The sequence below is a fragment of the Geodermatophilus obscurus genome (assembly GCF_900115395.1).
Lineage (GTDB): Bacteria > Actinomycetota > Actinomycetes > Mycobacteriales > Geodermatophilaceae > Geodermatophilus > Geodermatophilus obscurus_B.
This window is the reverse complement of record NZ_FOWE01000008.1, coordinates 33,376-60,163: the sequence shown is the minus strand read 5'-3', so window position 1 is coordinate 60,163 and position 26,788 is coordinate 33,376. Positions and strand designations below refer to the sequence as shown.

The window sequence follows — 26,788 nt, the reverse complement described above, 5'->3', positions numbered from 1 at the left end:
AGCTCACCGCCCGTGCAGCTGTTCCTCTTCACCGTGGACCCCGCCTGGGGGCGGGACGTCGTCGCGGCCGGTGCCGCCGGGATCGTCGTCGACTGGGAGCGCCGCGGCAAGCACCGCCGGCAGGCCGGCGAGGGCACCCAGATCAACGGCGACACCCTCGAGGACCTCGTCCGTATGCGCGCGGCCACCGACGGCCGGCTGGTCTGCCGGGTCAACGCGGCCGGTCCGTGGACGGCCCGGGAGGTCGACGACGCGGTCGCGGCCGGCGCCGACGAGGTCCTGCTGCCGATGGTGCGCGCGCCCGACGAGGTCGACCGCACCCTCGACCTGGTCGGCGGCCGCTGCGGGCTGGGCATCCTGGTGGAGACCCAGGACGCCGTCGACCGTGCTGCCGAGCTGGCCCGGCGGCCGCTGTCGCGGGTCTACGTGGGGCTGAACGACCTGCGCATCGACCGGCGGTCGGACCAGCTGTTCCGGCCGCTGGTCGACGGGACGGTCGACGCCGTCCGCGCCGCCGTCCCCGTGCCCTTCGGCGTCGGCGGGCTGACGCTGCCCGGCGGCGGGTTCCCCGTGCCGGGCGACCTGCTGGCCGCCGAGCTGGTCCGGCTGCGCACCGACTTCACCTTCCTCCGCCGGTCGTTCACCGCCGACATGGCCGGGCGCGACCCGTTCACCGAGGTGCCGCGGCTGCTCGCCGCGCTCGCCGACCTGGCCGGCGCCGACCGGTCGGCCGCCGACGGGCGGCGGGCCGCCTTCGTGGACGCCGTCGAGCGGGCGGCCGCCCCCGTCGCCGTCCCCGCGTGAACGGCCGGGCCCTGGTCACCGGGGCCGGGGGCTTCGTCGGCCGGCACCTGGTGGCGCGGTTGCGGGCCGACGGCTGGGCGGTCACCGGACTCACCCGCGCCGACGTCGACCTCGCCGACCCCGTCGCCGCCGCGGCCGCGGTGCGGGCCGCCGACCCCGACGTCGTCTTCTCCCTCGCGGCGGGGCGGGCGAAGGCGACCCCCGCCGAGCGTGCCGCGACGGTGGCCGTGAACACCAGCCCCTGGCTGGTCGACGCGCTGCCCGGCCGCTGCCGGGCCGTCGTGCGGCTCGGGTCGTCGACCGAATACGCGGCCGGGCGGGCACCGCTGGCCGAGGACGCGCCGCTGCGCCCGCGCGGCTTCTTCGGCGCCACCAAGGCGGCCGGCTCGCTGCTGCTGCAGGCCGCCGCCGCCGAGCGCGGGGTGCGCGCCGCGGTGCTGCGCGCCTTCCAGGTGTACGGCCCCGGGGACCACCCGACCCGGCTGGTGCCGGTCGTGCTCGCCGCCGCCCGCACCGGGGCGACGGTGCCGCTGCCGGCCGGGGTGAGCCGGCGCGACTGGGTGTGGGTCGGTGACGTCGTCGACGCGTGCGTGCGGGCGGCGCTGGCCGACGACCTCCCGCCCGGTGCGGTGGTCAACGTGGGCACGGGCGTGCAGACGTCGGTGGAGGAGCTGGTCGCCGTCGCCGAGCGGGTCACCGGCCGGCCCGTCGCGACCGCGCCGGGCGCCCACCCCGGCCGGGACTGGGACACCGCCGACTGGGTCTGCGACCCGCGCGCGGCGCGCGAGCTCCTCGGCTGGACGCCGGCGGTCGGTCTCGAGGAGGGGCTGGCCCGCACGTGGGCGGCGGGGTGAGCGGTCCCCGGATCGCCGTCGTCGTGCCGGTGTACGGCAACGAGGCGACGCTGCGCCCGCTGGCCGCCCGGCTCGCCGCGGCCCTCGACGGGCGGGACTGGCGGCTGCGGCTGGTCGTCGACGCCTCGCCGGACGGCAGCCTGGCGGTGGCCCGGGAGCTGGCGGCCGACCCCCGCGTCGCGGTGACCGCCCTGGCGGCCAACGTCGGGCAGCACCGCGCGCTGGCCACCGGGCTGGCCGCCGAGGACGCCGACGCCTGGGTGTGCCTCGACGCCGACCTGCAGGACCCGCCCGAGGCGGTGCCGGCGCTGCTCGACCGGTTGGCGCGGGGCGACGTCGGCGCGGTCTTCGCCGGCCGCCGGGGCCGCTACGAGTCGCCGGTGCGGCGGCTGACCGGCGGGCTGCACCGGCGGGTCGCCGCCGCGCTCACCGGCCTGCCGCCCGACGCCGGCGCGTTCCTCGCGCTCGGGCCCGCCGTGCGTGACGCCGTCGTGGCCGCGGTGCTCGGCGGTCAGGCGCCCAGCGTCGTCCTCGCGGCGGGCCTGGCCGGGACCCCGCTGGCCAGCGTGCCCGTCGCCCGCGACCGCCGGCCGGTGGGGGAGTCGGCGTGGACCGCCCGGGCCCGGCTCCGGCAGTCACTGCGGTCCCTGGCGTGGGCGGCGCGACGCCGCGGGGTCAGCGGGTCCAGAGCTGGACGACCAGGTCGGTCTTCACGGCGGGCAGGTCCCAGGTCCGCGTCAGGTACAACCCGGCGCCGGTGAGGACCGCGTCGTCGTCGGTGGGCACCGGCTCGCCGTCGACCAGGCGGCGGACCAGCCAGACGCGGTCGGCGTCGGCGGGGGCGTCCGCGGGTGGCAGGACGACGTCGGGGCGCAGCCGCGGGCCGGACGTGCGGACGAAGTGGTCGAGCCCCATGGCCGCCCGCTGGTCGGCGGCGACCACCGGCTCGCCGGGCCGCTGCTCGCCCAGCAGCAGGGCGACGGCGTCGTCCGACCGCTCCCGCGGCTCGCGCACGGCGAGGGGTGCGCTCGCCACGAGGGACAGTCCGACCAGCGCCGCGGCCACCGGCGCCCGTGAGCCCCGGGGCAGCGCGGTCACGCCCGCGGCGGCGAGGACGCCGAGCCCCACGAGCCCGGCGAGCAGGTAGCGGGGGAGGTACACCGGCCGGACGGTCTCGGCGACGAGCAGGAGCAGCAGGGGCACCAGCACCCAGCAGGCACCGACGACCCGCACCCCGGCGCCGCGCACGGCGCCGATGACGGCCAGGCCGACGGTGAGGTACAGCAGCGGGGTGCGGCCGCCGGCCCAGGCCTCGACGGCGAGGTCGGCCAGCGTGCCCCCGGTGTCGCGCAGGTGCTCGGCGTTGCGCGACCCGGTGCCGTTGAGCAGGTTGACGCCGACCAGCCCGGCCGCCGGCAGGGCGGCCAGTGTGCCGGCGACGGCGACCCGGACGGCGGCCCGGCCGCGCAGCAGCAGCGCCGCGACCACGAACGCGGCGAGGACGGTGACGGCGTACCAGTGCGCCAGGCCCATGCCCGCGCCGGCCAGGCCGAACAGCAGCAGCCCGCGGCCGTCCTGCAGCCAGCGGGTCAGGCCGAGCAGCGCGCCGCCGGTGGCCAGCACCGCCAGCCCGTAGCTGCGGGCCTCCACGGCCTGCTCGAGCAGCAGCGGGGCGCAGGCGGGCACCAGCCCGGCCAGCACGCCGGTGGGGCGGCCGGCCAGCCGGGTGACCGCGCGCGTGACGCACGCCAGCCCGCCGGCGGTTGCCAGCACCGACAACAGCCGCAGCGAGGTGTCACCGCCCACCCCGGGCAGCGACACCCAGGCGTGCACGACGAGGTAGTACGGCGCGTTGTACGAGGGCGGGACGTCGGCGAGGTAGCTCGTCACGCCCTCGCCGGTGGCGATCGCGCGCAGGATGTCGGCCAGTGGCCTGCGGGCGACCTCGGCGGTGAACGCCTCGTCGAACCAGAACCCGTGGCCGGGAGCGAGCAGCACCGCGCACAGCAGGCCGAGCACCGCGGGCGGGATCAGCTCGACGGGGGACCAGCGCCGCGTCGCGGTGGCGGACGCCGGTGCCTGCGCGGTCCGGTCCGCCGTCGTGCTCACGGGGAGCGAGGGTAGGCGAGCCTTCCCTGCCGGCGGGTGTCGGTGCGGCGGTGCAGCATGCGCGGTGTGGTGGACCCGACGGCCGGCCCCGGTCCCGCGCCGGCGCCGTCGTCGGAGGTCGTCGCCGCCCGCTTCCGCCGGCAGGGCCGGCGCGACACCCGTCACGAGATGGCCGTGCGCCGTCGGCTGCACGCGCGGGGAGTGCGCTTCCGGTGGACGTGCGGCCACGGCCCCGTCCCGAGGCTCGCCCCGAGCGTGCGAGGGGTGAGGGGGACGGGGTCCTTCCCGGGTGCTTCTGGCACGGCTGCCCATCGTGTGGGCACCTGCCGAAGGCCAACCGGGGGTGGTGGGCGGCCAAGCTGGCGGCCAACACCGCCCGCGACCGCCGCGCCGACGCCGTCCTCACAGACCCCGGCTGGCGGGTGCTGCGGTTCTGGGAGCACGAGGACCCCGACGACGTGGCCGACGCGATCTGCGCCGAGCTGGGACGCATCCGTGCTGTTCAGAGCGACGTTTCTGTCGTACCCCGTGCGTAGGTTGGGTGTCGTGCAGGAGGTCGCCGTCCGCGGGTCGCGGTTCGAGGGTGCGCTGGCCGGTGCGCTGGGGGCGCGGCCGGTGCGGGTGTCGCGGTTGCCGGTGGAGCTGCTGTCGGACGACCAGGTGGCCGCCGAGCTGGCCCGGGTGCAGGCACGGCGGGCGATGGAGGCCGGCTACGAGGCGGAGCTGGTGCTGCGGCTGGCCGAGCTCCGCCCCGACTGCGACGACCCGCCGCCCGGCACGCCCGGTGCGCGGTCGTGGAAGCCGGATCCCGAGTTGCCGGGGGTGTCGGAGTTCTTTCCCGCCGAGCTGGCGTTGGTGCTCAACTGCGGGCGGGTGGCGGCGGCGAAGCTGGCCCACCGGGCCTGGACCTTCCGTGAGTCGCTGCCGGGCACGTGGGCGGCGCTGGCCGCCGGGGACCTGGACGAGTACCGGGCGCGGATCCTGGTCGAGGTCTTGGAGTACGCCGACCCGGGGCTGGCGCGGCGGGTGGAGGCGCGGCTGCTGCCCGAGGCCGTGCAGCTGACCGCGGGGAGGCTGAGGAAGCGGGCGCTGGAACTGCTGCTGCAGTTGGACCCCGACGCGGCCGAGCGCCGCCGGGAGCAGGCACAGCGCCACGCCGACGTCCGCCTCGAGCCCTCCCCCGACGAGGGCATGGCGAGACTGACCGCCGACCTGCCCGCGGAGGTGGCCGCGGCCTGCCACGCGGTCATCGACGCACTCGCGGCGATGCTCAAGGCCGACGGCGATCCCCGCCCGATCGGGCAGCTGCACACCCAGGTGGCCGCCGACCTGATCCTGCGCCCCTGGGACGACAGCCGCCCGCCGGTCACCGCGCACCTGCAGATCACCGCCACCCTCGCCTCGCTGGCCGGGTCCTCGACCGGGTGCGGTGCGGTCAACGGGCTGCCGATCACCGCCGCACACCTGCGCGACCTGCTCGCCCGGCTCGACGCCCTCGGCGTACAGGCACCCGACGGCGGATCGGTCACCGTGGCCCTCACCGACGACGACGGCACCCTGCGCGCCACCGGCACGCTGGACCGGCTGCGCCGGCTCGCCGCCCACGGCTGCACCCAGCACCCCGACGAGCAGTGCGACTGCGCGGTGCTCGACCGGCCGACGGCGAAGGACCGCTACACCCCCTCCGCCGCCCAGCAGGCGTTCATACGCACCCGCGACCGCAGCTGCCGCTTCCCCACCTGCGGCCAACGCATCGGCTGGGCCGACACCGACCACGTCATCCCGCACGCCGCAGGTGGCGCCACCGACTGCGCCAACCTCTGCTGCCTGTGCCGCTCCCACCACCGCCTCAAGACCTTCGCCCGCGGCTGGCGGTTCGAGATGGGTGCCGACGGGACACTCACCGTCACCACACCGTCCGGGATCACCAGGACCACCCGGCCACCGGGCATGCCGCCACCAGCGCCGACTGCGGACCCACCACCGGACGTCGCCGGACAGTCACCGGCCTGTCCGGGCGACCACCGGCCCCCGTTCTAGGCACGTCCTGCGGAGCGCGCACGCCTCCACAGGTGTCCCCGAGCAGGAGAGGGAGGCCTGCGCGGAGGGATCGAGGTCCGCTCCGGAGCGATGAGATCGCCGGGCTCACGCCGTCTACCCCATGAGCGCCGATAAGAGGGGATCACATCGATGTTGACCGACACGAAGGCGTACAGCGGCATCGCCGTCCGCGACCTGGCGGCGGCCCGGCAGTTCTACGGCGAGGTGCTCGGGCTGCGCGTGTCCGAGGACCACGGCAACCTCTGGCTGCACCTGGCCGGCGGCCGGGACACCCTCGTCTACGAGCAGCCCACGGCCACCCCGGCCAGCTACACCGTCCTGAACTTCGAGGTCGACGACGTCGGGGCCGCGGTCGGCGAGTTGACCGCGCGCGGCGTGCGCTTCCAGCGATACGACGGGATCCCGCAGGACGAGCACGGGGTCATGCGCGGACAGGGCCCCGACATCGCCTGGTTCACCGACCCCTCGGGCAACGTCTTCTCGGTGATCGCCCCCGACTGAACCGGGAGGCCCGGCCACGGGCCGGGCTCCGGGACAGCTGCAGGCTGCACTCGTGTGCGGTGGGCCGCCTCAGGAGCGGGGAGCCCGTCCCCTCCGGAGCGTCTCGTGGAGCCCGGAGGCGCCCGGTGCGTCCGGGCCGGCGGCTGGCACGAGCAGCCACAGCAGCGGGTACACGAGGATGCCGGCGCCCATCACCGCCAGGGCGACGAACCCGACGCGCCACAGCAGGGGGTCCGTGTCGGAGTACTCGGCCAAGCCGCCGCACACGCCACCCAGCACCTTGTTGGTGGAGCTGCGGAGGAGGCGACGGTGCGTGACCCCGGCTGCGGGTACAGGCGGTGCCGGCGGCCAGGACGGCTGATCCGGTCGAGGAGGCTCGGCGGGGTTCGGGATGGCGGAGGTCGGGGGATCCGGGAACGGGCTCGCTGTCATGGCGTGCAGCCTTTCTCTCGCACGCGCCGCTGAACACGGGACAAGGTCCCCGTCGGAGCGGCCTCCGGAGACAGCCGGGGCCGAGACGGATCCGCAGGACGGCCCTGTCGCCCCGGGCTCACTCGCCGGAGGCGGATCCGCGGGCGCGCTGCGTGAGCGGGCTGCCGATCCACAGCCAGCCGAGCAGCACGGCGACGACGCCGGCGGTCACCAGCGCCAGGGTCAGCGTGAAGAGGAAGTCGACGACGAGCAGCACCGCGGAGACGATCGCGACGGCCAGCACGCACAGGCCCAGGAACGCGAAGCGGTTGCTGCGCCGCAGCAGGTCCTCCTTGTCGTGCTGCCGGAACAGCGCGCGGTGCTGCGCGGCCGGGGCGATGAGCAGCGCGGTGGCCACCACGACCGCCACCAGGGTCACCAGGTAGACGTCGCGCTGGAAGTCCGTCGCCCGCTCCGTCGCCTGCTGGAAGGGCACCACCAGCAGGAAGGCGAAGAGGAACTGCACGCCGGGAAGCGCCACGCGCAGCTCGTTGAGCAGCTCCATCAGCTCCCGGTCGATCCGCTCGGCCCGGGTCTCGTCCCGGCCGTCGGCACCGGTGGGCGGGTCCCCGACCACCGGTCGCGTGCCCCGTCCTGCCCGCTGTCCCGATCCCGTCGTGGCCATGCCCAGCTCCTCTCCGGTCCGTCGCACCCCCAGGGGCCGCTCGGCCCCGTCGCCGTTCCCGGCTGTATGCCCGGCCGACACCTCCTCGTCACCTGCTGTCCCCCGTCCGGTCACCGGCCGGCCACGCGCCCGCCTGGCAAGGGGGTACTGCACCGCCATGACGTCCATGTGGGAACCGATGACCCCCGACTCCGGCGCCGGCGGCCCGGCCGACGAGATCGCCGCCGCCGATCCCGGAGCCGGTGCGCCGCCGCCGGCCGAGGGCTTCGGCGTCGCCGGGGAGGATCCCGACCGCGCCGCGGAGACCGACCGTCCCGACGAGCCGACGACGGAACTCGCACCCGACCCCGGCGACGTCGGCACGGTCTTCCGCACGCCGGACCCCGCCGACGTGCACCGCCCCGGCATCGCCTGACGGCGGGCCGCCGCGACCCTGCCGGCGGCGAGCACGCCGTCTCGTACCGTCGGGGACGTGGACCTGACTGTGTTGCCCGCCCGTACCGACGCCGAACTCGACGCCATGCGTGACGCCGGTCGCGTGGTGGCGCAGACGCTCGCGGCGGTGCGGGCGGCGGCGGTCCCGGGCGTGCGGCTGCGCGACCTCGACGACCTGGCACAGACCTGCATCCGCGAGGCCGGCGCGACGTCGTCCTTCCTCGGCTACAAGCCGGCCTGGGCGCCCACGGCCTACAACGGCGCGCTGTGCCTGTCGCCGAACGAGGTGGTGGTGCACGGCCGGCCCAGCGGCCAGCGGCTCAAGGACGGCGACCTGCTCAGCATCGACTGCGGAGCCGTCGTGGACGGCTGGAACGGCGACGCGGCCATCACGGTGCAGGTCGGGTCGCACGGGTCCGCCGACGACGCCCGCCTCGTCACCGCCACCGAGGAGGCGCTGGCCGCGGGGATCGCCGCGGCCGTGCCCGGGGCCACGCTGATCGACGTCGCGCAGGCGATCGACGCGGTCGCCCGCCGGTACGGCTACGCCCACCTGCCCGACCACGGCGGGCACGGCATCGGCCGCTCGATGCACGAGCCGCCGTTCGTGCCCAACCGCCCGCACGCGGGGCTGGACCGGGTGCGCCTGCACGCCGGCAGCACGCTGGCGATCGAGCCGATGCTGCTGGCCGGCGGCGAGCGGTACCGGCACAAGAAGGACGGCTGGGCGGTGGTCACCGCCGACGGCCGGCGGGCCGCGCACGTCGAGCACACCGTCGCCGTGACCGACGACGGCCCGGTGGTCCTCACCCTGCCCTGAGCGCCGGTCAGCGCCGCCGGCGCCGGGTCAGCGCCGCCGGCGCCGGGTCAGCGCCGCCGGCGCCGGGTCATCGCCCGGCGCACCGCGCGCCGGCTCGCCCCGACCAGCGGGGGCGGCGCCCACGTGGCCGACGTCGGGCGCAGCGCCGCGCTCAGCTCCACGCGCAGCAGGTCGACGGCGTCGAGCAGCGTGCCGTGCTGCGACCAGGCGGCCTGGTCGGCCCGCGGGTCGACGAGCAGGGCCTCGGCCAGCCGGGCGCGCAGGTCGAGCAGGGCGGCGAGGCGCTCGGCGTCGACGCCCGCGGCCGGGACGGTGCCCGCGGCCACCGCGCCGGCCTCGCGCAGGATCGTCGTCACGGTGACCAGCACGTCGGCCAGCGCCTGCCGTGCCGGCGGCGACCAGGCGCGCCCGGCCTCGTCCTCGGGCACGAAGTAGGTGCGGTCGAGGAGCACGCGGGCGAGCGTGCGCAGGGTGACGTGCACCCGCTCCAGCGCGGTCAGCGTGTTGCGCAGCCGCGGCTGGGCCTCGCGGGCCACCCACCCCCGGGGGTTGAGGCGAGCGCTCTCCTCGGTGCGCGCGAGGCGGCCGTCGGCCCGGGTGACCTCGGCGCCGAGCGCGCGGGCACGGTCGAGCAGGTCGTCGGTGACGCGACGCGACCACTCGCCACGCAGTGCGGCCGCCAGGTCCTCGCAGTAGGCGGCCATGCGCTCGGCCAGCTCCGCGATGGCCTCACCGGCCGGCTGGACGTACAGCGGCGGTGCGATCACCACGTTCACGAGGACGCCGACGCCGGCGCCGATGAGCGTCTCGGTGATCCGGCCGAGCGCCGCGCTCTCGGCTCCGCCCACGGCCAGCACGAGCATCGCGCTGATCGGCACCTCGGCCAGGTGCGGCCCGAGCCGAAGCAGCCGGCCGACGATCAGCGACAGGCCGACGACGAGGCCGAGGCTCCACCAGGTGAGCCCGACGACCGAGGCGAACAGCACCGCGATCAGGACGCCCGCGGTGACGCTGGCGACCCGCTCCCAGCCGGTGGCCAGCGTCTCGTAGAGGGTGAGCTGCACGACCAGCAGCGCGGTCAGCGGCGCGAGGATCGGGGAGCTGGTGGTGTCGAGCCAGGTCGCCACCTGGAACGCGACCACCGCGGCCAGCACGGTCTTCGCCGTGCGCAGGCCGGGGGTCCGTCCCGGCCGCACCAGCCGGGCCAGCCGGGCCGGGAGGGCACGCGGTCCGGGCACGGGCACCAGTCTCCCGGCCGCACGGGCCCGCACGCGCCCCGGCCGCCGTCCGCGGAGGCGGACGGCGGCCGGGGGACGGGCGGCTCAGCCGAGCCCGACGGCGCTCTTCGCCCGGTCGACCAGGTCGAAGTGGCCCACCGCCCAGAACACCACCGCCGCGGCCGCGAGACCGCCGACGGTCACCGCCAGCGAGCTGACCGGGTGCTGCCGGGCGTGTCGCCAGGCGGCGGCCGCCTTGCGGCGGAACGCGGCGAAGAACCGCCGCGCCCAGTCGAACTCGGTCGACCAGATCCACAGCCCGAGCAGGACCGGTGGGATGGTGAGCGGCCCAGGTAGCACCGTCAGCGCCACCCCGAGCAGCACGAACAGCAGGCCGACGACGAAGACGCCGACGCGCCAGGCCAGGTGCATACCCGGCTTGGCCCGGATCCGTCCCCGCCACGAGTCCGGCTCGACCGGTGTCGGCTTGCCCAGGCCGTCGGTGCAGTCGGCGCAGACGGTCGAGCCGCCGGAGTGCCCGGCGCCCTCGTCGCGGGCACCGGCCGCCCGGTTGCCGGCGAAGGTGACGGTTCGTGTCTCGGTGCTGTCCACGGGTTCCCCCAGAGGTGCTGCGTGGTGGTGCGGGACGGAGCGGTCAGCGACGCGCGATGCCCGGGAGCACCTCGCTGGGCCGCTGCTGCTCACCGGCGTAGGAGCTGACCCACACCAGCGCGCCGGTCAGCGCCGGGATGACCCACTGCAGGGTGTCGAGCTGCTCCTGCGCGGCGGCGATCTCGGCCTTCGTGCGCTTGGTCGGCTTGGTGCCCGACCTCGACGACGGGTTGTCCTGGCTGTTCACGACCATGCCGAGCGAGCGGCTGTAGGCGGTGGCGCCCAGCGCGGCGGCGGTCAGCAGCGTCTTGCCCACCGACATGCTCGCGACGCCCTCCTGCTGGGCCACCCGGCTGCGGTTGCCGATCAGCTGGCCGACGGCGCCCACCAGGTGGGTGCCGATGGCGACGGCGTTGACCGGGGTCCAGCGGTTCCAGCCCTCGTTGGCGACGCGGCCGGTGTCCTTGCCGGCCGCACCCGCGGCGGCGTTGAGCGCGACGGCGTTGGCCAGCGTGCCGCCGAACCAGGCCGACAGTCCGAGGTCGTGCAGCGCGCGGGACAGGGTGTTGCGGGCCATGGAGGTCTCCTGCGGATCGGGGAAGGTGGACCCGAGACCTACCCGTCCGCACGGCGGCCATGCCCGCCGTCGCCCACCGGGTCGTGCACGACCCGGTGGGTCAGCTCCCGAAACGGGCGGCGGAGCGGGCGCGGGCCTTCGCCGCCTCGACGGCGCGGTCCTTCGGCGGGGCCGTCGTGACCAGGGCGTCGAGCAGCCGGGTGGAGGCCGCCGCCACCTCCGCGACGGCGCGGTCGAAGGCCTCGGCGTTGGCCCGGGAGGGGTGCGTGGCGCCGCTGATCTTGCGCACGTACTGCAGCGCCGCGGCCTGCACCTCCTCGTCGGTCGCCGGCGGCTCGAAGTTCGACAGCGGGCGGATGTTCCGGCACATGCGCCGCAGCGTAGGACGGCCGGTGACTGGTGAGGTGCGGGAACGGCCCTCCTGCAGGGACCCGCCGCGAGCTCGCGAGTGGCGGGGGGCAGGAGGGTCCTCCTAGAAGCCTGCGCGGTCGACCTTGCGGTGGTAGCGGGTGCCGAGCTTGCCGCCGAGCAGCGCGCCGAGGAGCGTGCCGACCAGGACCGCGCCCAGCGTGACCAGCCCGGCGGTGGTGGCGGTGCCCTCGTCGACCGGGATGCGCGGCAGGTTCAGCTGCTGCAGCACGTTGTACTGCGACCCGAAGGCGTACCCGAGGACGGCGAGCAGGGCCACGACCAGCAGGCCGATGATCCACACGGCCAGGCCCTGCCGGACGCCGTCGAAGCGGGCCATCCGCCCGGCGACGTAGCCGCCGGCGAGGTAGGCCAGGAACAGCACGACGAGGGCGGCGATCGCGCCGCCGAGGCCGATGCCGGTGGCCTGGTCGGTCGCCTCGCCCACGCTGTCGACGCCCTGCGCCAGACCGAGGCCGACGCCTCCCGCCGACACCAGGGCGATGAGCAGGACGGCCAGCCCGTTGGCCGACAGCCAGCCGAAGAAGGCCGCTCCCCACTTGATCCCGCCGAAGCGGTCCCGCTGCGCGGCGACGGCGTCGCGGCCCGGTCCGCGGGTGGCGGAGGCCCCCTCGCCGCCCACCGTCGCGCCGCTGTCGTACCCGGTACGGTCGTTGCTCGCCATCGGTCCTCCTCGTCTCGTCGACGCCCCCGTCGGGGATCCCCGACCGGACCTGCGGGTACCCGCGGGTGATCACCGCGAACCGGGACCCGGCCGGCACCACCCGATGGGAGGTCGGCGTGACCGTCCTGCTGGTCGACGCGGCCAACGTCGTCGGTGCCCGGCCCGACAGGTGGTGGCGCGACCGGCCCGGTGCCACCGCCCGGCTCCTGTCCCGCCTGGCCGGACTGCCGGGGCGCGAGGTCGACGGCGCCGTCGTCGCCGAGGTCGTGGTCGTCGTCGAGGGTGCGGCCCGCGACGTCCCCGCACCCGACGGCGTCCGCCTGGTCCGTGCGGCCGGGAGCGGCGACGACGCCCTGGCCGCGACCGCCACCGGGCTGGCCGCGGCCGGGCGGGCGGTGCTGGCGGTGACCGCCGACCGCGGCCTGCGGGCCCGGCTGCCCGCGGGGACGGCGGTGACCGGTCCCGGCCGCCTGCTCGACGTGCTCGATCGCATGGCGGGCAACGGATCGGGGTAGGCGCGCGGTGACCCGAGACAGAGGAGACACCGCACCCATGCCCGAGACCGTGCTGATCACCGGGGCCTCCAGCGGCATCGGCCGCGCCACCGCCCGCCTCTTCGCGCAGCGGGGTGCGGAGCTGGTGCTGCTGGCCCGCGGCCGCGAGGCCCTGGAGGAGACCGCGGCCGAGGTGCGGGCGCAGGGCGCCGCCGACGTCGTCGTCTGCCCCGCCGACGTGCTCGACGAGGACGCGCTGCGCACCGCCGTCGACGGCGCGGTCACCCGCTTCGGCAGCCTCGACGTCGTCGTCCACTCCGCGCAGGTCATCGCCTACGGGCGCCTGGAGGAGGTGCCCAAGGAGGTGTTCGAGCGGGTCGTCGACACCGCGCTGCACGGCACCGCCAACCTCGCGCGGGTGGTGCTGCCGGTGTTCCGCCGCCAGGAGGCCGGCCACCTCGTGGTCGTGAGCTCGCTGCTCGCCTCGGTCGCCACCCCGCTCATGGGCAGCTACATCGCCGCCAAGTGGGGGCAGCTCGGCATGATCCGGGTGCTGCAGCAGGAGACCCGCGACGTCCCCGGCGTCCACGTCTCCGCCGTCGCTCCTGGCGGTGTCAACACCCCGATCTACTCGCAGGCCGGCAGCTACATCGGCCTGAAGGGCCGCCCGCCCATCCCGATCTACGCGCCCGAGCGGGTGGCCCGCTCGATCGTCGCCCGGCTGGACCGGCCGCGGCGGCTGGTGCAGTCCGGCTTCGCCAACCCGGTGGTCATCCTCGGCTTCCGGCTCTTCCCCGCCGTCTACGACGCCCTGGTCGGTCCGCTGCTGCGGGTCTTCGCCCTGGCCGACGACGACCGGACGCCGCCGACCGAGGGCAACGTCTTCGCCTCGCAGCCGGCCGGCAACGCCGAGGAGGGGCGCTGGCACGGCCTCCCGTGAACGGCGTGTTCCGTTCCGCCGCACCCCGTTGACCAGGCGTCCTCCGCGCCACCAGGCTGGCCCTCCCCGCCGTCGGCGGGCCGACCGCGGGAGCGCCCATGACCGCCGATCCCACCGCCCGCCCCACCCCGACCCGGGCGGCCGCGCGCGCGGGCGTGGAGGCCGAGCGGGTCGAGGCGGGCTACCTCGAGAAGCGCCGCCTGCGCACCGGGACGGCGGGCTGGCTGCTGCTGGCCGGGCTCGGCGTCTCGGCGGTCATCTCCGGTGACTACGCGGGCTGGAACTTCGGGCTGGCCGAGGGCGGTTTCGGCGGGCTGCTGATCGCCACCGTGCTCATGGCGGTCATGTACACCGCCATGGTGTTCGGCCTGGCCGAGCTCGGCTCGGCGCTGCCGACGGCCGGTGGCGGCTACACCTTCGCCCGGCGCGCGCTGGGCCCCTGGGGCGGTTACGCCACCGGCGTCGCGGTGCTCATCGAGTACGCCATCGCCCCGGCCGCGATCGCCACCTTCATCGGCGCCTACGTCGAGTCCCTCGGGCTGTTCGGCATCACCGACGGCTGGTGGGTCTACCTGGCCGTCTACGCGCTGTTCGTCGGCATCCACCTGATGGGCGTCGGCGAGGCGCTCAAGGCCATGTTCGCCGTCACCGTCGTCGCGCTCGCCGGCCTGGTCGTCTTCCTCGTCGGCGCCGTGCCGCGGTTCGACGCCGGCAACCTGCTCGACATCGCGCCCACCGACGCGGCCGGCGCCTCGTCGTTCCTGCCCTACGGGATCATCGGCATCTGGGCGGCGTTCCCGTTCGCCATCTGGTTCTTCCTCGCGATCGAGAGCGTGCCGCTGGCCGCCGAGGAGGCCCGCGACCCGGCCCGGTCGATGCCGCGGGGCATCGTCGCGGCGATGGGCGTGCTGGTCGTCCTCGCCGTCCTCATGCTTGTGTTCACCCCCGGTGCCGCGGGCTCGGCGGCCATCGCGGAGTCGGGCAACCCGCCGGTCGACGCGCTGGCCGGCGCCGGCGCCTCCGACGGCCTCACCCGGGTGGTCAACTACGCCGGCCTGTTCGGGCTGGTCGCCAGCTTCTTCTCGATCATCTACGCGTACTCGCGGCAGACCTTCGCGCTGTCCCGCGCCGGCTACCTGCCGCGGGCGCTGTCGGTGACCAACGGGCGCAAGGCGCCGGTGCTGGCGCTGCTGGTCCCCGGCGCGATCGGCTTCGCCCTCTCGCTGACCGGCCAGGGCGCGATGCTGCTCAACATGGCCGTCTTCGGCGCGACGGTGTCCTACGTGCTGATGATGGTCAGCCACATCGTGCTGCGCCGCCGCGAGCCGGACCTGCCGCGCCCGTACCGGACGCCGGGCGGGACGGCGACCACCGGCGTCGCGCTGGTGCTCGCCGCCGCCGCGGTCGTGGCCACCTTCCTCGTCGACGTCACCGCCGCGCTGTGGACGCTCGCGGCCTACGTCGTCTTCCTCGCCTGGTTCGCCCTCTACAGCCGCCACCACCTCGTGGCCTCCGCGCCGGAGGAGGAGTTCGAGCTGCTCGCCGAGGCCCAGGACGACGTCCGGTGAGGAGACGGGCCGCCGTCGGCGGGCACACGTACGAGTTCCCGACGCTGGTCGAGCTGATGGCCAGGGCGACCCCGTTGCGCTCCGGCGACGTGCTCGCCGGGTGCGCGGCGCGGTCGGCCGCCGAGCGGGTGGCCGCGCAGACATTGCTCGCCGACCTGCCGCTGGCCACCTTCCTCGACGAGCAGGTGGTCGGCTACGACGAGGACGACGTCACCCGGCTGGTCCTCGACACCCACGACGCGGACGCATTCGCGCCGGTGGCGTCGCTGACGGTGGGGGAGTTCCGCGACCGGCTGCTGGCGTGGACGGCGGCCGGCGACGAGGCGGCGATCAGCGCGCTGGCCCCCGGGCTGACGCCGGAGATGGTGGCGGCGACGTCGAAGCTCATGCGCACCGCCGACCTGGTCGCCGTGGGCCGGCGGACGCGGGTGGTCACCGGGCTGCGCAGCACGATCGGCCTACCGGGGCGGCTGGCCTCGCGGCTGCAGCCCAACCACCCGACCGACGACCCGGTCGGCGTCACCGCCTCGATCCTCGACGGGCTGCTGCACGGGTCGGGCGACGCGGTCATCGGGATCAACCCGGCCACCGACTCCCCGGCCCGCACGGTGGCCCTGCTCGAGCTGGTCGACGCGGTGATCAGCCGCTACGAGATCCCCACCCAGTCGTGCGTGCTCGCGCACGTCACCACGACCCTGCGGGCGCTGGAGCAGGGCGCGCCGGTGGACCTGGTGTTCCAGTCGGTGGCCGGCACGCAGGAGGCCAACCGCGGCTTCGGCGTGACGCTGGACCTGCTCGCCGAGGCCCGGGCCGGTGTGCTGGCCCTGGGTCGCGGCACGGTGGGGGACAACGTCACGTACTTCGAGACCGGGCAGGGGTCGGCGCTGTCGGCCGGTGCCCACCTCGGCGTCGGCGGGCGGCCGGTGGACCAGCAGACGCTGGAGGCCCGCGCCTACGCCGTCGCCCGGCACTTCGAGCCGCTGCTGGTCAACACCGTCGTCGGGTTCATCGGCCCGGAGTACCTCTACGACGGCAAGCAGGTGGTGCGCGCGGGCCTGGAGGACCACTTCTGCGGCAAGCTGCTCGGCCTGCCCATGGGTGTGGACGTCTGCTACACCAACCACGCCGAGGTCGACGGCGACGACACCGACACGCTCACCCTGCTGCTCGGCGCGGCCGGCTGCTCCTTCGTCATCGCCGTCCCCGGTGCCGACGACGTGATGCTGCACTACCAGTCGCTGTCGTTCTCCGACGTGCTCACCGCCCGCCAGGTGCTCGGGTTGCGCCCGGCGCCGGAGTTCGAGGCGTGGCTGGCGCGGATGGACCTGCTCGACGACGCCGGCCGGGTGCGCGAGCTGGCCCCCGACGCGCCGGCCGCCCGGGTCCTGCTCGCGGCGGCGACGCCGTGAGCCTGGTCGGGGAGGACCCCTGGGCGGTGCTGCGGTCGGCCACCCGGGCGCGGGTGGCGCTCGGGCGGGCCGGCGACGCGCTCCCCACGCACCGCGAGCTGGAGTTCCGCGCCGCGCACGCCGCCGCCCGCGACGCCGTGCACTCCCCGCTCGACGTCGACGCGCTGCGCGCCGCCCTGACCGGCGAGGTGCTGACGGTCGCCTCCGCCGCGCCCGACCGGGCCACCTACCTGCAGCGCCCCGACCTCGGCCGGCAGCTCGCCGAGGGGCTGGCGCTGCCGCGGGCGGGCGCCGACCTCGCCGTCGTGCTGGCCGACGGGCTCTCGCCGCGGGCGGTGCACGAGCACGGGCCGGGGCTGCTGGCCGCGCTGCGCGAGCGCCTGGGCGGCTGGTCGCTGGCCCCACTGGTGGTGGCCACCCAGGCGCGGGTCGCGCTCGGCGACGCGGTGGGGGAGGCCCTCGGCGTCCGCGCGGTCGTCGTGCTGATCGGGGAGCGGCCGGGGCTGTCCTCGGCGGACTCCCTGGGCGTCTACCTGACCTGGGACCCGCGGCCGGGACGGGTGGACTCCGAGCGCAACTGCGTCTCCAACGTCCGCCCACCGCACGGGCTGTCCTACGCGCAGGCCGCCGACACCGTCACCGCGCTGCTCACCGCCGCGCGCGAGCTCGGCGCCTCAGGGGTGGCGCTCAAGGACGAGGGGCCGGCGCTCCCGTCCGGCTGAACGGGAGCGCCGGCGGGCGGGCTCAGGCGAGGAACCGCTCCATGGCCTGCTGGTCGGTCGGCGCGTTCCAGAACTCGGCGACCTTCCCATCGCCGTCGAAGCGGGCGACCTGGGCGACCAGCGTGTCGAGGTGCCGGTCCCCGCGGTGGGCGGTGAACCGGACCAGGGCGGTGGCGTGCTCGTCGTCGGCGCACACGAGCACCGGCTCGGCGCGGAAGCTGTTCTCGCTCAGCTCCATGAGGCGGGCGAACATGCCGAAGACGGCCTGCGGCCCCTCGTAGTCGCCGGCGAGTTCGGAGGCGCCCGGCTCGTGCCAGCGGATGTCCGCGCGCCACTGCTCGGTGAGCGTGGCCAGGTCGCCCTTGGCGAAGGCCTCGTAGCCCTCGCGTGCACGGGCGAGGTTGGGGTGCTCGGACATGGCGCTCTCCTCCCGGGTCGGGTCCCCCGTGGACGGCGCGAGCAGTGTCGACCCGGTGTCCGCGGCAGGAGAGCACCCGGTGCGCGGTCCGGTGTGGCGGTCGCGGAGCGTTCGCGGGAGGACGTCCCGCGTCAACGGCGACGGCGCATCGCCACGCGCAGCCGGGCGCGCAGACCCACTGGCACCGGACCGGGCGGCTCCTCCCCGGCCTCGGGTCCCGGAGCGGCGGCCAGCGCGGCCGCGTGCCGCTCGTGCAGCCGCGCGCGGACCTCGTCGGGCGTGTGGGCACGGCGCTGCCGCTCATCGCGGGCCAGCACCGCGCCGGTGGCCGCGACACCGGCCAGCCCGGCGAGACCGAGCAGCTTCCAGACCTGCGGGGACACGCGCACGGTCGCCTACCGTAGCCGCGTGGTCCCGCCGCGCACCCTCCCGCTGGACGAGGCGGTCGACCTCACCCGCACCGGCGACGTCTGGGTGTTCCGTGGCGCCTCGCTCGCCGACCGGGCGATCCGGGCGGTGACCAACGCACCGGTCAACCACGTCGGCATGGCCGTCGTCCTCGAGGACCTGCCGCCGCTGCTGTGGCACGCCGAGCTGGGCCGCTCGCTGCCGGACGCGTGGACCGGCCGGCACCAGCGCGGGGTGCAGCTGCACGACCTGCGCGACGCCGTCGTCACCTGGCGGCAGCGCTACGGCCAGCGCGCGTGGCTGCGGCAGCTGGTCGGCCCGGCCGACGACGGCGGGGTGACCCGGGAGATGGAGGACGCCGTCCTGCGCACCGTCGCCCGCTTCGACGGCCGGCCCTTCCCGACGACGCGCGGGCTGGTGGGCGGCTGGGTCACCGGCCGGCTGCGCCGGGGGACCGCGGCCGAGACGGTGTTCTGCGCCGAGCTGGTGGCCGCCACCTACACCGCGATGGGCCTGCTGCCCGCCGACCGGCCGCGCAACTGGTACGACCCGGGCAGCTTCTGGTCCGGCGACGACCTGCGCCTCCTGCAGGGCGCGACGCTCGGCCCGGAGGTCCCCGTCGCCGTCCCCGGGGCCGGCTGACCACCTGCTCCGGCGGCGGGTCGTGCTCTGCACGCGACCGTGTGCAGAGCACGAGCGTGCGGCACGGGAACCGTCACACCCCGGGAGTAGACCTCCGGGTGAGAGCACGGGAACCCACCCAGGAGGCTCGTCATGGCCACCGCGACGCTCACCGCCCCTCCCACCGCCGTTCCGCGCCGGTGCTGCCGTCTCGCCGACGACCTGCTCGCCGTGGCGTGGGAGCCCGGCGCCGCGCCTCCGCGGGAGATCCGGGTGCGGCCGGAGCTGCACGACCGGTTGGTCGCCCAGCTCGGGCCGGCGGTCGCCGCGGGCCTGCTCGGCGACCCGGCCGGGGTGCCGCTGGTGACCGACGCGCAGCTGCCCCGCAGCCCGGGCTTCGAGGTCCGCCGGGTCCCGCCGCACTGATCCCCCGCGCGGCGGAGCGGGATCCCCCGCGCGGGGGAGCAGCCCGGCCGCGGGCGTCCCGAGGCTGGACGCGTCCGCCCGGGAGCGACCCGGGCAGCTCCCGGGAGGCCTCCGTGTCCGCTCCGCCGTCCGCCGTCCCGCCCCGGACCGCCGCCCCCACCGGAGGGGCAGCGGTCCCGCGCACGGTCCTCCGGGCCACTGCGGCCTGGGGCGCCCTGCACGTGGCCCTCGCCACCCTGTGGCTGCTGGTCCCCGCCACCCGTCCCGGCCTGGAGGGGGGTGCGGAGAACGGCGGCTCCGGACTGCTCACCGTGCTGCCGCCCACGGTCACCGCGTGGCTGGTGCTCGCCCTGGCCGTGGGCGCGCTGGCCGCGACGGCGGCGGCCTCGCTGCGCCGGCCGTCGCCCCGTGCCGCCGCAGCGGCTCTCGCCGTCGCCGCCGGCCTCGGCGTCCTGGCCGCGGACGTGCGGGCGCTGGTGCTGCTCGGGTACCTCACCGCGATCGTGGCGCCGGCCGCCTTCCTCGCCGTCTTCACCGTCGGGGCGCTGCGCAGCCGCCGGGCACGGCCGTGGCTGGCCGCCGTCGGCCTGGTCGTCGCCGCCGGGCTCGTCAGCGGCGTGCTGCGGCCCGGCACGATCGGGCGGCTCGCCGGCGAGCTCGGCGGCCCGCTGGCCCGCGAGCTGCCCGCCCGCGGGCACCTCGCGCTGCTGATCGGCGGCGCGGTCCTCCTCGCCGCCCTCGGGGTGCTGGTGCTGCGCGCCGCGCGCGGTGCCTGCGCCTCGTGCGGCCGGCCCGGCGCCGCGTGGACCCGGCCGGAGGCCGCCGCCCGCTGGGGTCGGGTGGCCACGCTGGTGGCCGCGGCCGGCCCGCTGCCCTACGGGCTCCTGCGCATGACCTGGCTGACGCCGTGGCCGGTCGGGCTGCCCGACGGGTCGGACCCGGCGCTGCGGCTGTTCGGCCTGGCGCTGGGCGTGGCGGCGCTGGGCGGCGCCGTCGCCACCATCGGCCTCATCCGGCCGTGGGGCGAGGTCTGGCCGTCCTGGGTGCCCGTGCTGCGCGGGCGGCCCGTGCCGGTGCGGGTCCCCGTGGTCGCCGGCGGGCTGGTCGCCGTCGTGCTGCTCGCCGCCAGCCCCGGGATGCTCGCGATCGGCGTCGCGGGGCTGGGCTCCGGGGAGCTGTTCGAGGCGGCGTTCCTGGTGCTCTTCCCGACGCTGCCCTGGGGTCTGGCGCTGGCCGCCGCGGTCACCGCCTACGCCCTCCGCCGCCGCGGTGCGTGCGCCTCGTGCGGGCAGGGCGGCCCGCCGCTCGCCGTCGGCTCCTGACGGCGGGCCCGGACGTGGTGGCCTGCCAGGATGGCGCCGTGGTGCGCGTACCCGCCTCCCCGGCGCTGCGGAGGGAGCTGCACCGCTGGGTGTACCTGCTGCTCGGCGGTGCCCTGGCGCTGGCGTTCGGCGTCGTCCTGGCCTGGCCGGTGCAGGCGCTCGTCAGCTCCGGCCTGCCCCTGGTGCTCGCGGTCCCGCTCGCCCTCCTCGTCGTGGCCGCGCCGCTCGCGGCCGTGGGTGCCCTCGCCGAGACCCGGCCGGTCGAGGGCGCGGCGGTCGCGGCGCTGCTGACCGGCCGCGCCGAGGACCGCGTCGGGCCCTCCGTGACGGCGGCCCAGCGCACCCGCACCGGCCTGCTGGTCGTGCTGCACGTCGGAGCCGGCGGGCTGGCCGGGGCGCTCCTCGTCGTCGGGCTGCCCACGGCCGTGCTGCTCGCGGCGACGCCGGACGCCGGCGGCCTGTTCGGCGACGTCGCGGTCCCGGGCGGGTGGCCGGTGCGGACGGCGCTCGCGCTGCTCCTCGCCGCCGCGGTGGTCGCCGGCGGTGACCTGCTCGGCCGCGGCCTCGCCGGGCTGGCCCCGCGGCTGCTCGCCGGGTCCGCGGCCGAGCGGCTGGCCGCGGCCGAGGCGGCGGTCTCGGTGCTCGCCGGCCGCGATCGCCTGGCCCGTGAGCTGCACGACAGCGTCGGCCACTCGCTCAGCCTGGTCACCGTCCAGGCCGGTGCCGCCCGCCGGCTGGTCACGCGTGACCCCGCCGCGGCCGAGGCGGCGATCCGCGCGACCGAGGACGCCGCCCGCCGTGCCCTGGTGGACCTCGACCACGTGCTGGGGCTGGTGCGCGAGGAGTCCGGCGACCGGGCCGGCACCGCCCCGGCGCCGGACCTGCGCGACCTCGACGAGCTCGTCGGCACCGCCCGCGACGCTGGGGCGCGGGTGGAGACCCACGTGACCGGGGAGCTCGACGCCCTGCCGGCCGTCGTGTCCCGCGAGGCCTACCGGATCGTCCAGGAGGGGCTGACCAACGTGCTGCGGCACGCGCCCGGCGCGGCCTGCCGGCTCGACGTGGCGGCGGGGGAGGACCTGCGGATCCGGCTCGCCGACGACGGACCCGGCACCGTCCCCGGGGCCCCCGGCGGCGGGCGGGGCCTGCGGGGGCTGCGGGAGCGGGCCCGGGACCTGCGCGGGACCGTCGAGGCCGGCCCCGACGCCGACGGCCGGTGGGTGCTGGCCGTGCGGCTGCCGGTGCACGCCCGGTGAGCGCCGTGGTCCGGGTCGCGCTGGTCGACGACGAGCCGCTCATCCGCGGTGGCCTGGCCGCGGTCGTCGGCGCCGAGCCCGACCTCGAAGTGGTCGGTCAGGCCGGCGACGGGTCGGAGGTGCTCGACCTGGTGGGCAGGACGTCGCCCGACGTCGTCCTCATGGACGTCCGGATGCCGGGCGTGGACGGCATCGCGGCCACCCGCGCGCTGGTGCGGGCCGGGTCGGCGGCGCGGGTGCTCGTCCTCACCACGTTCGCCAACGACGACCACGTGTTCGACGCCCTGGCCGCCGGCGCCGACGGCTTCCTCCTCAAGCGCGCCACCCCGGAGGAGGTGCTGCACGGCATCCGCACGGTGGCCCGCGGGGAGTCGCTGCTGTTCCCGGATGCGGTGCGCGAGCTCGCCCGCCGGCACGTGCGGTCGGCCGGGCCGGCCGGCGCGCCGGAGCTGGCGCGGCTGACCGCGCGGGAGGGGGAGGTGCTGCGGCTGATGGCCGACGGCCGCAGCAACGCCGAGATCGCGGCCGGGCTGGTGGTGGGCGTGGAGACGGTGCGCAGCCACGTCGCGGCGGTGCTGGCCAAGACCGGTGCCCGGGACCGCACGCAGGCCGTGGTGCTGGCCTACCGCTCCGGCTTCGTCAGGTAGCCGCGCCCACGGGCAGCCCGGTCCCGAGCCGGACGACGGTGTCGCCGGGCCGCTCGACGGCGTCGTCGTGGGTCACGCAGACGACCACCCGGCCGGCCAGGGCCCGGCGCAGGTCGGCGACCAGCGCGGCCGCCGTCGGCGGGTCGAGGTGGGCGGTCGGCTCGTCGAGCAGGACGACGTCGCGGTCGGCGAGCAGCGCCCGTGCCGCGGCCAGCCGCCGGCGCTCGCCGCCCGAGAGCGCCGTGCCGCCGGCGCCGACCGGGGTGTCCAGGCCGTCGGGCAGCCCGGCCAGCAGCGGCCCGAGGCCCGCCGCGGTGAGCGCCGCGGTCATCCGCGCCTCGCCGCCGGGGCCGGCGAGCACGCCGCGGGGCGCGGCCAGCGCCAGGTTGGCGCGGATCGTCGAGGCGAACACGTGGGCGTCCTGCGGCAGCCAGGCGGTGCGCGAGCGGACCGCGTCGCCGGTCAGCGCGGCGGTGTCGGTGCCGCCGAGCGCGTACCTCCCGCCGCGCGGGCGGAGGGTGGCGAGCAGGACCGCGAGGAACGTCGACTTGCCGGCGCCGGAGGGGCCGCGGACGACCAGCCAGCCGCCGTCGGCCGACGCCCCGGTGGTCAGGCCGCGCAGCACGTCGGGGCCACCGGGCCAGCCGGCGGTGAGGTGCTCGACGGCGAGGTCGCGGACGGGTGCGGGGGCCGGGCGCGGGTCGGCGGGGTCGGCCGGCACGGGGGCGGCGAGGACGGCGTCGAGGCGGGCGCGGGCGTCGGCCAGCGCGCCGCGCCGCTGCAGCGCGGCGACCAGGCCGGTGAGCGGCTCGGCCAGGGCGAGCGGCGCCAGCCCGAGCACCGCGACCACCGGCCCGCCGAGCCCGGCACCCGCGCCGACGGCGGTGGCGGCCACGGCGGCGAGGCCGGTGCCGAGGACGACCAGCCCGCTGCCCAGCGCGCCGGCCCGCGCGCTCCCGGCGGCCACGGCCGACCGCTGCCCGGCGACGGCGGCGAGGTCGCCGGCGGTGGTGGCGGCCAGGCCGTGCGCGCGCAGGTCGGCCGCGCCCTCGAGCGCGGTGGTGACGTCGCGCAGCGCGGCCACCCGCAGCGTGGCCTCCTCGCGGGCGGCGCCGGCGTCGACGCGGCGGTGCGCCAGCAACACGAGCGCGACGGTGGCCGCCAGCACCAGCGTGGCGGCGCCCGCGGCGGCGGGGGAGAGCACGGCCAGGACGGCGAGGGTGAGCGCCGGCACGGTGACGGCGACCGCGGCCGGCGGGACGACGCGCACCGAGAGGTCCTGCACCAGCCCGACGTCGCCCACCACCCGCGCCAGCGCGCCGCCCGGCGTCCGGTCGGCGGCCACGCCCTGGGCGGCCAGCGCCCGCCACACCCGCACCCGCAGGTCGGCGGCCATGCGCAGCGCGGCGTCGTGGGAGGTGAGCCGCTCGACCCAGCGCAGCAGGGCCCGGCCCAGGCCGGACGCGCGCACGCCGACGATGGCGACGAGCAGCGTGAGGACCGGCGGCATCTCCGCCGCGCGGACGATGAGCCAGCCGCTCAGGGCGGTCAGCGCGACGCCGGCGCCGGCCGACGCGGTACCGGCCGCGACCGCGCGGACCAGCGCCCGCCGCGGCCAACCGAGCGCCGTGGGGGCGGCCGGGTGCGCCGGGGTCACCGGGGCGGGCGCGGCGGCGAGACCAGCGTGCTCGGGGCGATCGGCCGCCGACGGCACCGCGATCGCAGGAGTCGGCGCGACGGCGCCCGGCGCGCCGGGCAGCGTCACCGCGCGGTCGGCCAGGGCGGCCAGGGCCGGGTCGTGGGTGACCAGCAGGACGGTGACGGTGCCGCGCAGGGCGGCGAGGACGGCGGCGACGCGGGCGGCGGAAGCGGCGTCGAGGTGCGCGGTGGGCTCGTCGAGCAGGAGCAGCCGGGCGCCGCGGCGGACCCGCACCAGCGCCCGGGCCAGCGCCACGCGCTGCAGCTCGCCGGGGGAGAGGGTGGTGCAGGCGCGGCCGGCGAGCGCGGTGGCGCCGACGGCGTCGAGCGCCGCGACGACGAGCGCCTCGGCCGCGACGGCGTCCACGCCGGGCTCCGGGGCGGCGTGCCGGCGCAGCTCGTCGGCCACCGTGGGCGCCGTCGTCCGCGGGTGCTGCGGGACCAGCGCGACCCTGCCGGCGGGCACGCCGGTGACGGTGCCGGCGACCCGGGCGGCCGGGTCGAGGCCGCCGGTCAGCGCGGCGAGCAGGGTCGACTTGCCCGAGCCGCTGGCACCGCGCAGCACGACGAGTTCGCCGGGCCGCAGCACCAGGTCGGTCGGCGGGAGGGCCGGGAGCGCGCGGCCGGCGTGGCGCACGGTCAGCCCGGTGACGGCGACGTCGGCGCCGCGCGGGTCGCCGTCGTCGGTGGCCGGAGCGGGTGCGGCGACGGGGGCCGCGAGCACGGCGCGCGCCTCGGTGGCGGCCAGCGTGGCGGCCTCCCCGGCGTGGTGGGCGGTGCCGAGCGCGCGCAGCGGCGCGAACGCCTCGGGTGCGATCAGCAGCGCGGTGAGCCCGACGGCCAGCGACAGGTCGCCGTGCACCAGCCGCAGGCCGACGGTGACCGCGACCAGGGCGACCGACAGCGTGGCGATCAGCTCGAGCACCAGAGCGGAGAGGAAGGCCAGTCGCAGCGTGGCCAGCGTGCGGCGGCGGGTGGCCTCGCCCAGCTCGGCCAGCGCCGTCACCTGCTCGGCAGCGCGGCCCAGGCCCACCAGGACCGGCAGGCCGCGCACCAGTTCGGCGACGTGCGCGGCGAGCCGGTCCAGCGCGCGGGCGGCGCCGGTGGTGCCGTCGCGGGTGGCCAGCCCGACCAGCGCCAGGAACAGCGGCACCAGCGGCAGCGTGACCGCGACCAGGCCGGCCGAGAGAAGGTCCGTGGCGGCGAGGACGACGAGCAGCACCGGCGGGACGACGGCCGCCTGCGCGAGCGCGGGCAGGTAGCCGGCCAGGCCGGGGGCGAGGTCGGCGAGCCGGGTGGTGGCCAGCACGGCGGCCGGGGCCGGCCCTCCGGCGGCGGCGACCGCGGCGGGGGAGGCGGCCAGCCGCTCGAGCAGGCTGCGGCGCAGCGCGTCCTCGGCGCGGCGGGCGTCGCGGACGGCGGCGCGCTCGCCCAGCGTCCCGGCGACCGCGCGCAGCACCGCGCCGGCGGCGGCCAGCGCCAGCGGTCCGGTCACCGCGCCGTCGGCGTACCCGGCCGCCCGGGCGACGGCGTGCGCGAGGCCGGCCGCGAGCAGCACCAGCCCCGCCGTCGACCCCAGCGCGGCCGCCGCCGCCCGGGCCAGCGCGCCGGGCAGCCCCGGCACACCGGCCAGCGGCGCCAGCGGCCCGCGGGCGGTGCTCACGCGGCCACCGGCTCGGCGCTGTCGTCGTGCTCCGGCTCGGCGGTCAGCCGCCGGCGGAACACCCAGTACGTCCACGCCTGGTAGGCCAGCACCACCGGCAGCCCGACGGCGGCCACCCAGGTCATGACGGTGAGGGTGTAGTCGCTGACCGAGGCCTGCGCGATCGTGACGTCGAACGCCGGGTCGATCGTCGAGGGCACGACCACGGGGTGGGCCGAGCCAAACAGCGTGGCCGCCGAGGCGAGCAGCACGGTGGCCCAGCCGGCGAAGGCCTGCCCCTCGCGGTCGAGCCGCACCCGGGTCCAGGTGACGACGACGGCCAGCGCGGCCACCAGCCAGAGCACCGCGGTGACCGTCGTGCCCGACCGCAGCTGCACCAGCCCGGCCCACGCCAGCAGCGGCAGCGCGGCCACCGGGGACCAGCGCAGCGCGAACGCCCGCGCCCGCAGCCGCACCGGGCCGTCGGTCTTCAGCGCGAGGAACAGCGCGCCGTGCACGACCGAGAAGCCGAGCACCGCGGCCGCTCCGAGCAGCGAGGACCAGCCCAGGCCGGCGAACGCGCCGCCGACCCGGGTGCCGTCGGCGTCGATCGGCAGGCCGAGCGTGGTGGCGCCCAGCGCCGCGCCGACGCCGGCCGCCGCGACCAGCGAGCCGCCGGTGATGACGCGGGTCCAGGTGGCGTCCCAGCGCGGGTCGTGCGAGCTGTGCCGCCACTCGAAGGCCACCGCCCGCACGATCAGGCCGAGCAGCACCACGACGAAGGGCAGGTACAGCGCCGGCAGCCAGGTGGCGTACCAGCCGGGGAAGGCGGCGAACACGGCGCCGGCGGCGGTGATGAGCCAGACCTCGTTGCCGTCCCACACCGGGCCGATGGTGCGCAGCATGAGGTGGCGGTCCGCGGTGCGCCGGCCGAGCACCGGCAGCAGCGCCGCGACGCCGAAGTCGAACCCCTCGAGCAGCAGGAAACCGGTCCAGAGCACCGCGACGGCGGCGAACCACAGGGTCTGCAGGTCCATG

Annotated in this window: 29 protein-coding genes; 17 read left to right on the top strand and 12 right to left on the bottom strand. The window is 77.5% G+C overall.

Annotated elements, in window-relative coordinates; translation table 11 throughout:
- The first annotated feature begins 12 nt into the window (after positions 1-12).
- Genes BM165_RS16430 through BM165_RS16420 form a run of 3 tightly spaced genes read left to right on the top strand, consistent with a single transcriptional unit; the run spans position 13 to position 2,419 of the window.
- Positions 13-804, top strand: coding sequence for an aldolase/citrate lyase family protein (locus BM165_RS16430; RefSeq protein ID WP_075014631.1), 792 nt, complete (start codon positions 13-15; stop codon positions 802-804).
- Positions 801-1,658, top strand: coding sequence for an NAD-dependent epimerase/dehydratase family protein (locus BM165_RS16425; RefSeq protein WP_075014630.1), 858 nt, complete (start codon positions 801-803; stop codon positions 1,656-1,658). Before BM165_RS16430 ends, BM165_RS16425 begins: the two co-directional genes overlap by 4 nt.
- A complete protein-coding gene (locus BM165_RS16420) occupies positions 1,655-2,419 on the top strand; it encodes a glycosyltransferase (RefSeq protein ID WP_244274283.1) in 765 nt (254 codons plus the stop codon). Before BM165_RS16425 ends, BM165_RS16420 begins: the two co-directional genes overlap by 4 nt.
- Here BM165_RS16420 and BM165_RS16415 read toward each other — a convergent pair.
- Entirely contained in the window at positions 2,334-3,767 is a 1,434-nt protein-coding gene (locus tag BM165_RS16415) for a glycosyltransferase family 39 protein (protein WP_075014629.1), read from the bottom strand. The two genes, BM165_RS16420 and BM165_RS16415, sit on opposite strands and share 86 nt — an antisense overlap.
- Positions 3,768-4,313: 546 nt before the next feature.
- Here BM165_RS16415 and BM165_RS16405 point away from each other — a divergent pair.
- Both BM165_RS16405 and BM165_RS16400 read left to right on the top strand, forming a co-directional pair.
- On the top strand, positions 4,314-5,807 hold the full coding sequence (locus tag BM165_RS16405) for an HNH endonuclease signature motif containing protein (protein WP_083427461.1): 1,494 nt from the start codon (positions 4,314-4,316) through the stop codon (positions 5,805-5,807).
- A gap of 150 nt (positions 5,808-5,957) precedes the next feature.
- On the top strand, positions 5,958-6,329 hold the full coding sequence (locus BM165_RS16400) for a VOC family protein (RefSeq protein ID WP_075014628.1): 372 nt from the start codon (positions 5,958-5,960) through the stop codon (positions 6,327-6,329).
- A 69-nt stretch (positions 6,330-6,398) separates the two neighbouring features.
- On the opposite strand, the gene BM165_RS26110 is transcribed toward BM165_RS16400, so the two are convergent.
- A complete protein-coding gene (locus tag BM165_RS26110; protein WP_083427426.1) occupies positions 6,399-6,761 on the bottom strand; it encodes a PspC domain-containing protein in 363 nt (120 codons plus the stop codon).
- Positions 6,762-6,879: 118 nt separating this feature from the next.
- The gene (locus BM165_RS16390) at positions 6,880-7,425 is read right to left on the bottom strand and encodes a DUF6328 family protein (protein ID WP_244274281.1); all 546 of its coding nucleotides are present in this window, start codon (positions 7,423-7,425) and stop codon (positions 6,880-6,882) included.
- Between the two features lie 178 nt (positions 7,426-7,603).
- Here BM165_RS16390 and BM165_RS16385 point away from each other — a divergent pair, with 178 nt between their 5' ends.
- Both BM165_RS16385 and map read left to right on the top strand, forming a co-directional pair.
- Positions 7,604-7,840 (top strand): hypothetical protein, encoded by a 237-nt coding sequence (locus BM165_RS16385; RefSeq protein ID WP_177225224.1) that lies wholly within the window; start codon positions 7,604-7,606, stop codon positions 7,838-7,840.
- Positions 7,841-7,897: 57 nt separating this feature from the next.
- Positions 7,898-8,680 carry a type I methionyl aminopeptidase gene (map, locus tag BM165_RS16380; protein WP_244274280.1) on the top strand — a complete coding sequence of 261 codons (783 nt, stop codon included), beginning with the start codon at positions 7,898-7,900 and terminating at the stop codon, positions 8,678-8,680.
- A 47-nt stretch (positions 8,681-8,727) separates the two neighbouring features.
- Here map and BM165_RS16375 read toward each other — a convergent pair whose 3' ends face one another.
- From BM165_RS16375 to BM165_RS16355, 5 genes are all read right to left on the bottom strand, one after another.
- Positions 8,728-9,918, bottom strand: a complete 1,191-nt coding sequence (locus tag BM165_RS16375; RefSeq protein WP_177225223.1) for an FUSC family protein — start codon at positions 9,916-9,918, stop codon at positions 8,728-8,730.
- A gap of 84 nt (positions 9,919-10,002) precedes the next feature.
- Positions 10,003-10,509: a PGPGW domain-containing protein gene (locus BM165_RS16370; protein WP_075014622.1), complete on the bottom strand. Its 507-nt coding sequence runs from the start codon at positions 10,507-10,509 to the stop codon at positions 10,003-10,005.
- 43 nt (positions 10,510-10,552) lie between these two features.
- A complete protein-coding gene (locus tag BM165_RS16365) occupies positions 10,553-11,086 on the bottom strand; it encodes a hypothetical protein (RefSeq protein ID WP_075014621.1) in 534 nt (177 codons plus the stop codon).
- A 100-nt stretch (positions 11,087-11,186) separates the two neighbouring features.
- Positions 11,187-11,456: a DUF2277 domain-containing protein gene (locus tag BM165_RS16360; protein ID WP_075014620.1), complete on the bottom strand. Its 270-nt coding sequence runs from the start codon at positions 11,454-11,456 to the stop codon at positions 11,187-11,189.
- A 102-nt stretch (positions 11,457-11,558) separates the two neighbouring features.
- Positions 11,559-12,179: a hypothetical protein gene (locus BM165_RS16355; protein WP_075014619.1), complete on the bottom strand. Its 621-nt coding sequence runs from the start codon at positions 12,177-12,179 to the stop codon at positions 11,559-11,561.
- Positions 12,180-12,295: 116 nt separating this feature from the next.
- On the opposite strand from BM165_RS16355, the gene BM165_RS16350 reads away from it, so the two are divergent.
- The 5 genes from BM165_RS16350 to eutC all read left to right on the top strand — a co-directional run bounded on the left by BM165_RS16350 (position 12,296) and on the right by eutC (position 17,312).
- Positions 12,296-12,694 (top strand): hypothetical protein, encoded by a 399-nt coding sequence (locus BM165_RS16350; protein WP_075014829.1) that lies wholly within the window; start codon positions 12,296-12,298, stop codon positions 12,692-12,694.
- 37 nt (positions 12,695-12,731) lie between these two features.
- A complete protein-coding gene (locus BM165_RS16345; RefSeq protein WP_075014618.1) occupies positions 12,732-13,613 on the top strand; it encodes an SDR family NAD(P)-dependent oxidoreductase in 882 nt (293 codons plus the stop codon).
- Between the two features lie 98 nt (positions 13,614-13,711).
- Positions 13,712-15,181, top strand: coding sequence for an ethanolamine permease (gene eat, locus BM165_RS16340; protein ID WP_177225222.1), 1,470 nt, complete (start codon positions 13,712-13,714; stop codon positions 15,179-15,181).
- The gene (locus BM165_RS16335; protein WP_075014617.1) at positions 15,178-16,590 is read left to right on the top strand and encodes an ethanolamine ammonia-lyase subunit EutB; all 1,413 of its coding nucleotides are present in this window, start codon (positions 15,178-15,180) and stop codon (positions 16,588-16,590) included. The genes eat and BM165_RS16335 overlap by 4 nt, the downstream gene beginning before the upstream one ends.
- On the top strand, positions 16,587-17,312 hold the full coding sequence (gene eutC, locus BM165_RS16330) for an ethanolamine ammonia-lyase subunit EutC (RefSeq protein ID WP_075014616.1): 726 nt from the start codon (positions 16,587-16,589) through the stop codon (positions 17,310-17,312). Before BM165_RS16335 ends, eutC begins: the two co-directional genes overlap by 4 nt.
- 22 nt (positions 17,313-17,334) lie before the next feature.
- Here the strand turns inward: eutC and BM165_RS16325 are convergent, their stop codons facing one another.
- Together BM165_RS16325 and BM165_RS16320 are read right to left on the bottom strand one after the other, a co-directional pair.
- The gene (locus BM165_RS16325; RefSeq protein ID WP_075014615.1) at positions 17,335-17,730 is read right to left on the bottom strand and encodes a nuclear transport factor 2 family protein; all 396 of its coding nucleotides are present in this window, start codon (positions 17,728-17,730) and stop codon (positions 17,335-17,337) included.
- 131 nt (positions 17,731-17,861) lie between these two features.
- Positions 17,862-18,119 (bottom strand): hypothetical protein, encoded by a 258-nt coding sequence (locus tag BM165_RS16320; protein ID WP_075014614.1) that lies wholly within the window; start codon positions 18,117-18,119, stop codon positions 17,862-17,864.
- Positions 18,120-18,138: 19 nt separating this feature from the next.
- On the opposite strand from BM165_RS16320, the gene BM165_RS16315 reads away from it, so the two are divergent.
- The 5 genes from BM165_RS16315 to BM165_RS16295 all read left to right on the top strand — a co-directional run bounded on the left by BM165_RS16315 (position 18,139) and on the right by BM165_RS16295 (position 22,410).
- Complete coding sequence (locus BM165_RS16315; protein ID WP_075014613.1) at positions 18,139-18,780, top strand: hypothetical protein; 642 nt, start codon at positions 18,139-18,141, stop codon at positions 18,778-18,780.
- Between the two features lie 132 nt (positions 18,781-18,912).
- Entirely contained in the window at positions 18,913-19,185 is a 273-nt protein-coding gene (locus BM165_RS16310; RefSeq protein ID WP_075014612.1) for a hypothetical protein, read from the top strand.
- Between the two features lie 113 nt (positions 19,186-19,298).
- Complete coding sequence (locus tag BM165_RS16305; RefSeq protein ID WP_075014611.1) at positions 19,299-20,507, top strand: hypothetical protein; 1,209 nt, start codon at positions 19,299-19,301, stop codon at positions 20,505-20,507.
- A gap of 41 nt (positions 20,508-20,548) precedes the next feature.
- Positions 20,549-21,763, top strand: coding sequence for a sensor histidine kinase (locus tag BM165_RS16300; protein ID WP_208976775.1), 1,215 nt, complete (start codon positions 20,549-20,551; stop codon positions 21,761-21,763).
- The gene (locus BM165_RS16295) at positions 21,760-22,410 is read left to right on the top strand and encodes a response regulator (protein WP_083427423.1); all 651 of its coding nucleotides are present in this window, start codon (positions 21,760-21,762) and stop codon (positions 22,408-22,410) included. Before BM165_RS16300 ends, BM165_RS16295 begins: the two co-directional genes overlap by 4 nt.
- On the opposite strand, the gene cydC is transcribed toward BM165_RS16295, so the two are convergent.
- Positions 22,403-25,771, bottom strand: coding sequence for a thiol reductant ABC exporter subunit CydC (gene cydC / locus BM165_RS16290; RefSeq protein ID WP_075014610.1), 3,369 nt, complete (start codon positions 25,769-25,771; stop codon positions 22,403-22,405). The two genes, BM165_RS16295 and cydC, sit on opposite strands and share 8 nt — an antisense overlap.
- On the bottom strand, positions 25,768-26,787 hold the full coding sequence (cydB, locus tag BM165_RS16285; protein ID WP_075014609.1) for a cytochrome d ubiquinol oxidase subunit II: 1,020 nt from the start codon (positions 26,785-26,787) through the stop codon (positions 25,768-25,770). The genes cydC and cydB overlap by 4 nt, the downstream gene beginning before the upstream one ends.
- Position 26,788: the final 1 nt, after the last annotated feature.

Bases quoted from the DNA above. Each gene is read 5' to 3' on its own strand.
- BM165_RS16355 (WP_075014619.1), bottom strand. From the start codon at position 12,179: ATGGCGAGCAACGACCGTACCGGGTACGACAGCGGCGCGACGGTGGGC.
- BM165_RS16385 (WP_177225224.1), top strand. From the start codon at position 7,604: ATGACCCCCGACTCCGGCGCCGGCGGCCCGGCCGACGAGATCGCCGCC.
- BM165_RS16360 (WP_075014620.1), bottom strand. From the start codon at position 11,456: ATGTGCCGGAACATCCGCCCGCTGTCGAACTTCGAGCCGCCGGCGACC.
- cydB (WP_075014609.1), bottom strand. From the start codon at position 26,787: ATGGACCTGCAGACCCTGTGGTTCGCCGCCGTCGCGGTGCTCTGGACC.
- BM165_RS26110 (WP_083427426.1), bottom strand. From the start codon at position 6,761: ATGACAGCGAGCCCGTTCCCGGATCCCCCGACCTCCGCCATCCCGAAC.
- BM165_RS16345 (WP_075014618.1), top strand. From the start codon at position 12,732: ATGCCCGAGACCGTGCTGATCACCGGGGCCTCCAGCGGCATCGGCCGC.
- BM165_RS16310 (WP_075014612.1), top strand. From the start codon at position 18,913: ATGGCCACCGCGACGCTCACCGCCCCTCCCACCGCCGTTCCGCGCCGG.
- BM165_RS16400 (WP_075014628.1), top strand. From the start codon at position 5,958: ATGTTGACCGACACGAAGGCGTACAGCGGCATCGCCGTCCGCGACCTG.
- BM165_RS16390 (WP_244274281.1), bottom strand. From the start codon at position 7,425: ATGGCCACGACGGGATCGGGACAGCGGGCAGGACGGGGCACGCGACCG.
- eat (WP_177225222.1), top strand. From the start codon at position 13,712: ATGACCGCCGATCCCACCGCCCGCCCCACCCCGACCCGGGCGGCCGCG.
- BM165_RS16325 (WP_075014615.1), bottom strand. From the start codon at position 17,730: ATGTCCGAGCACCCCAACCTCGCCCGTGCACGCGAGGGCTACGAGGCC.
- BM165_RS16365 (WP_075014621.1), bottom strand. From the start codon at position 11,086: ATGGCCCGCAACACCCTGTCCCGCGCGCTGCACGACCTCGGACTGTCG.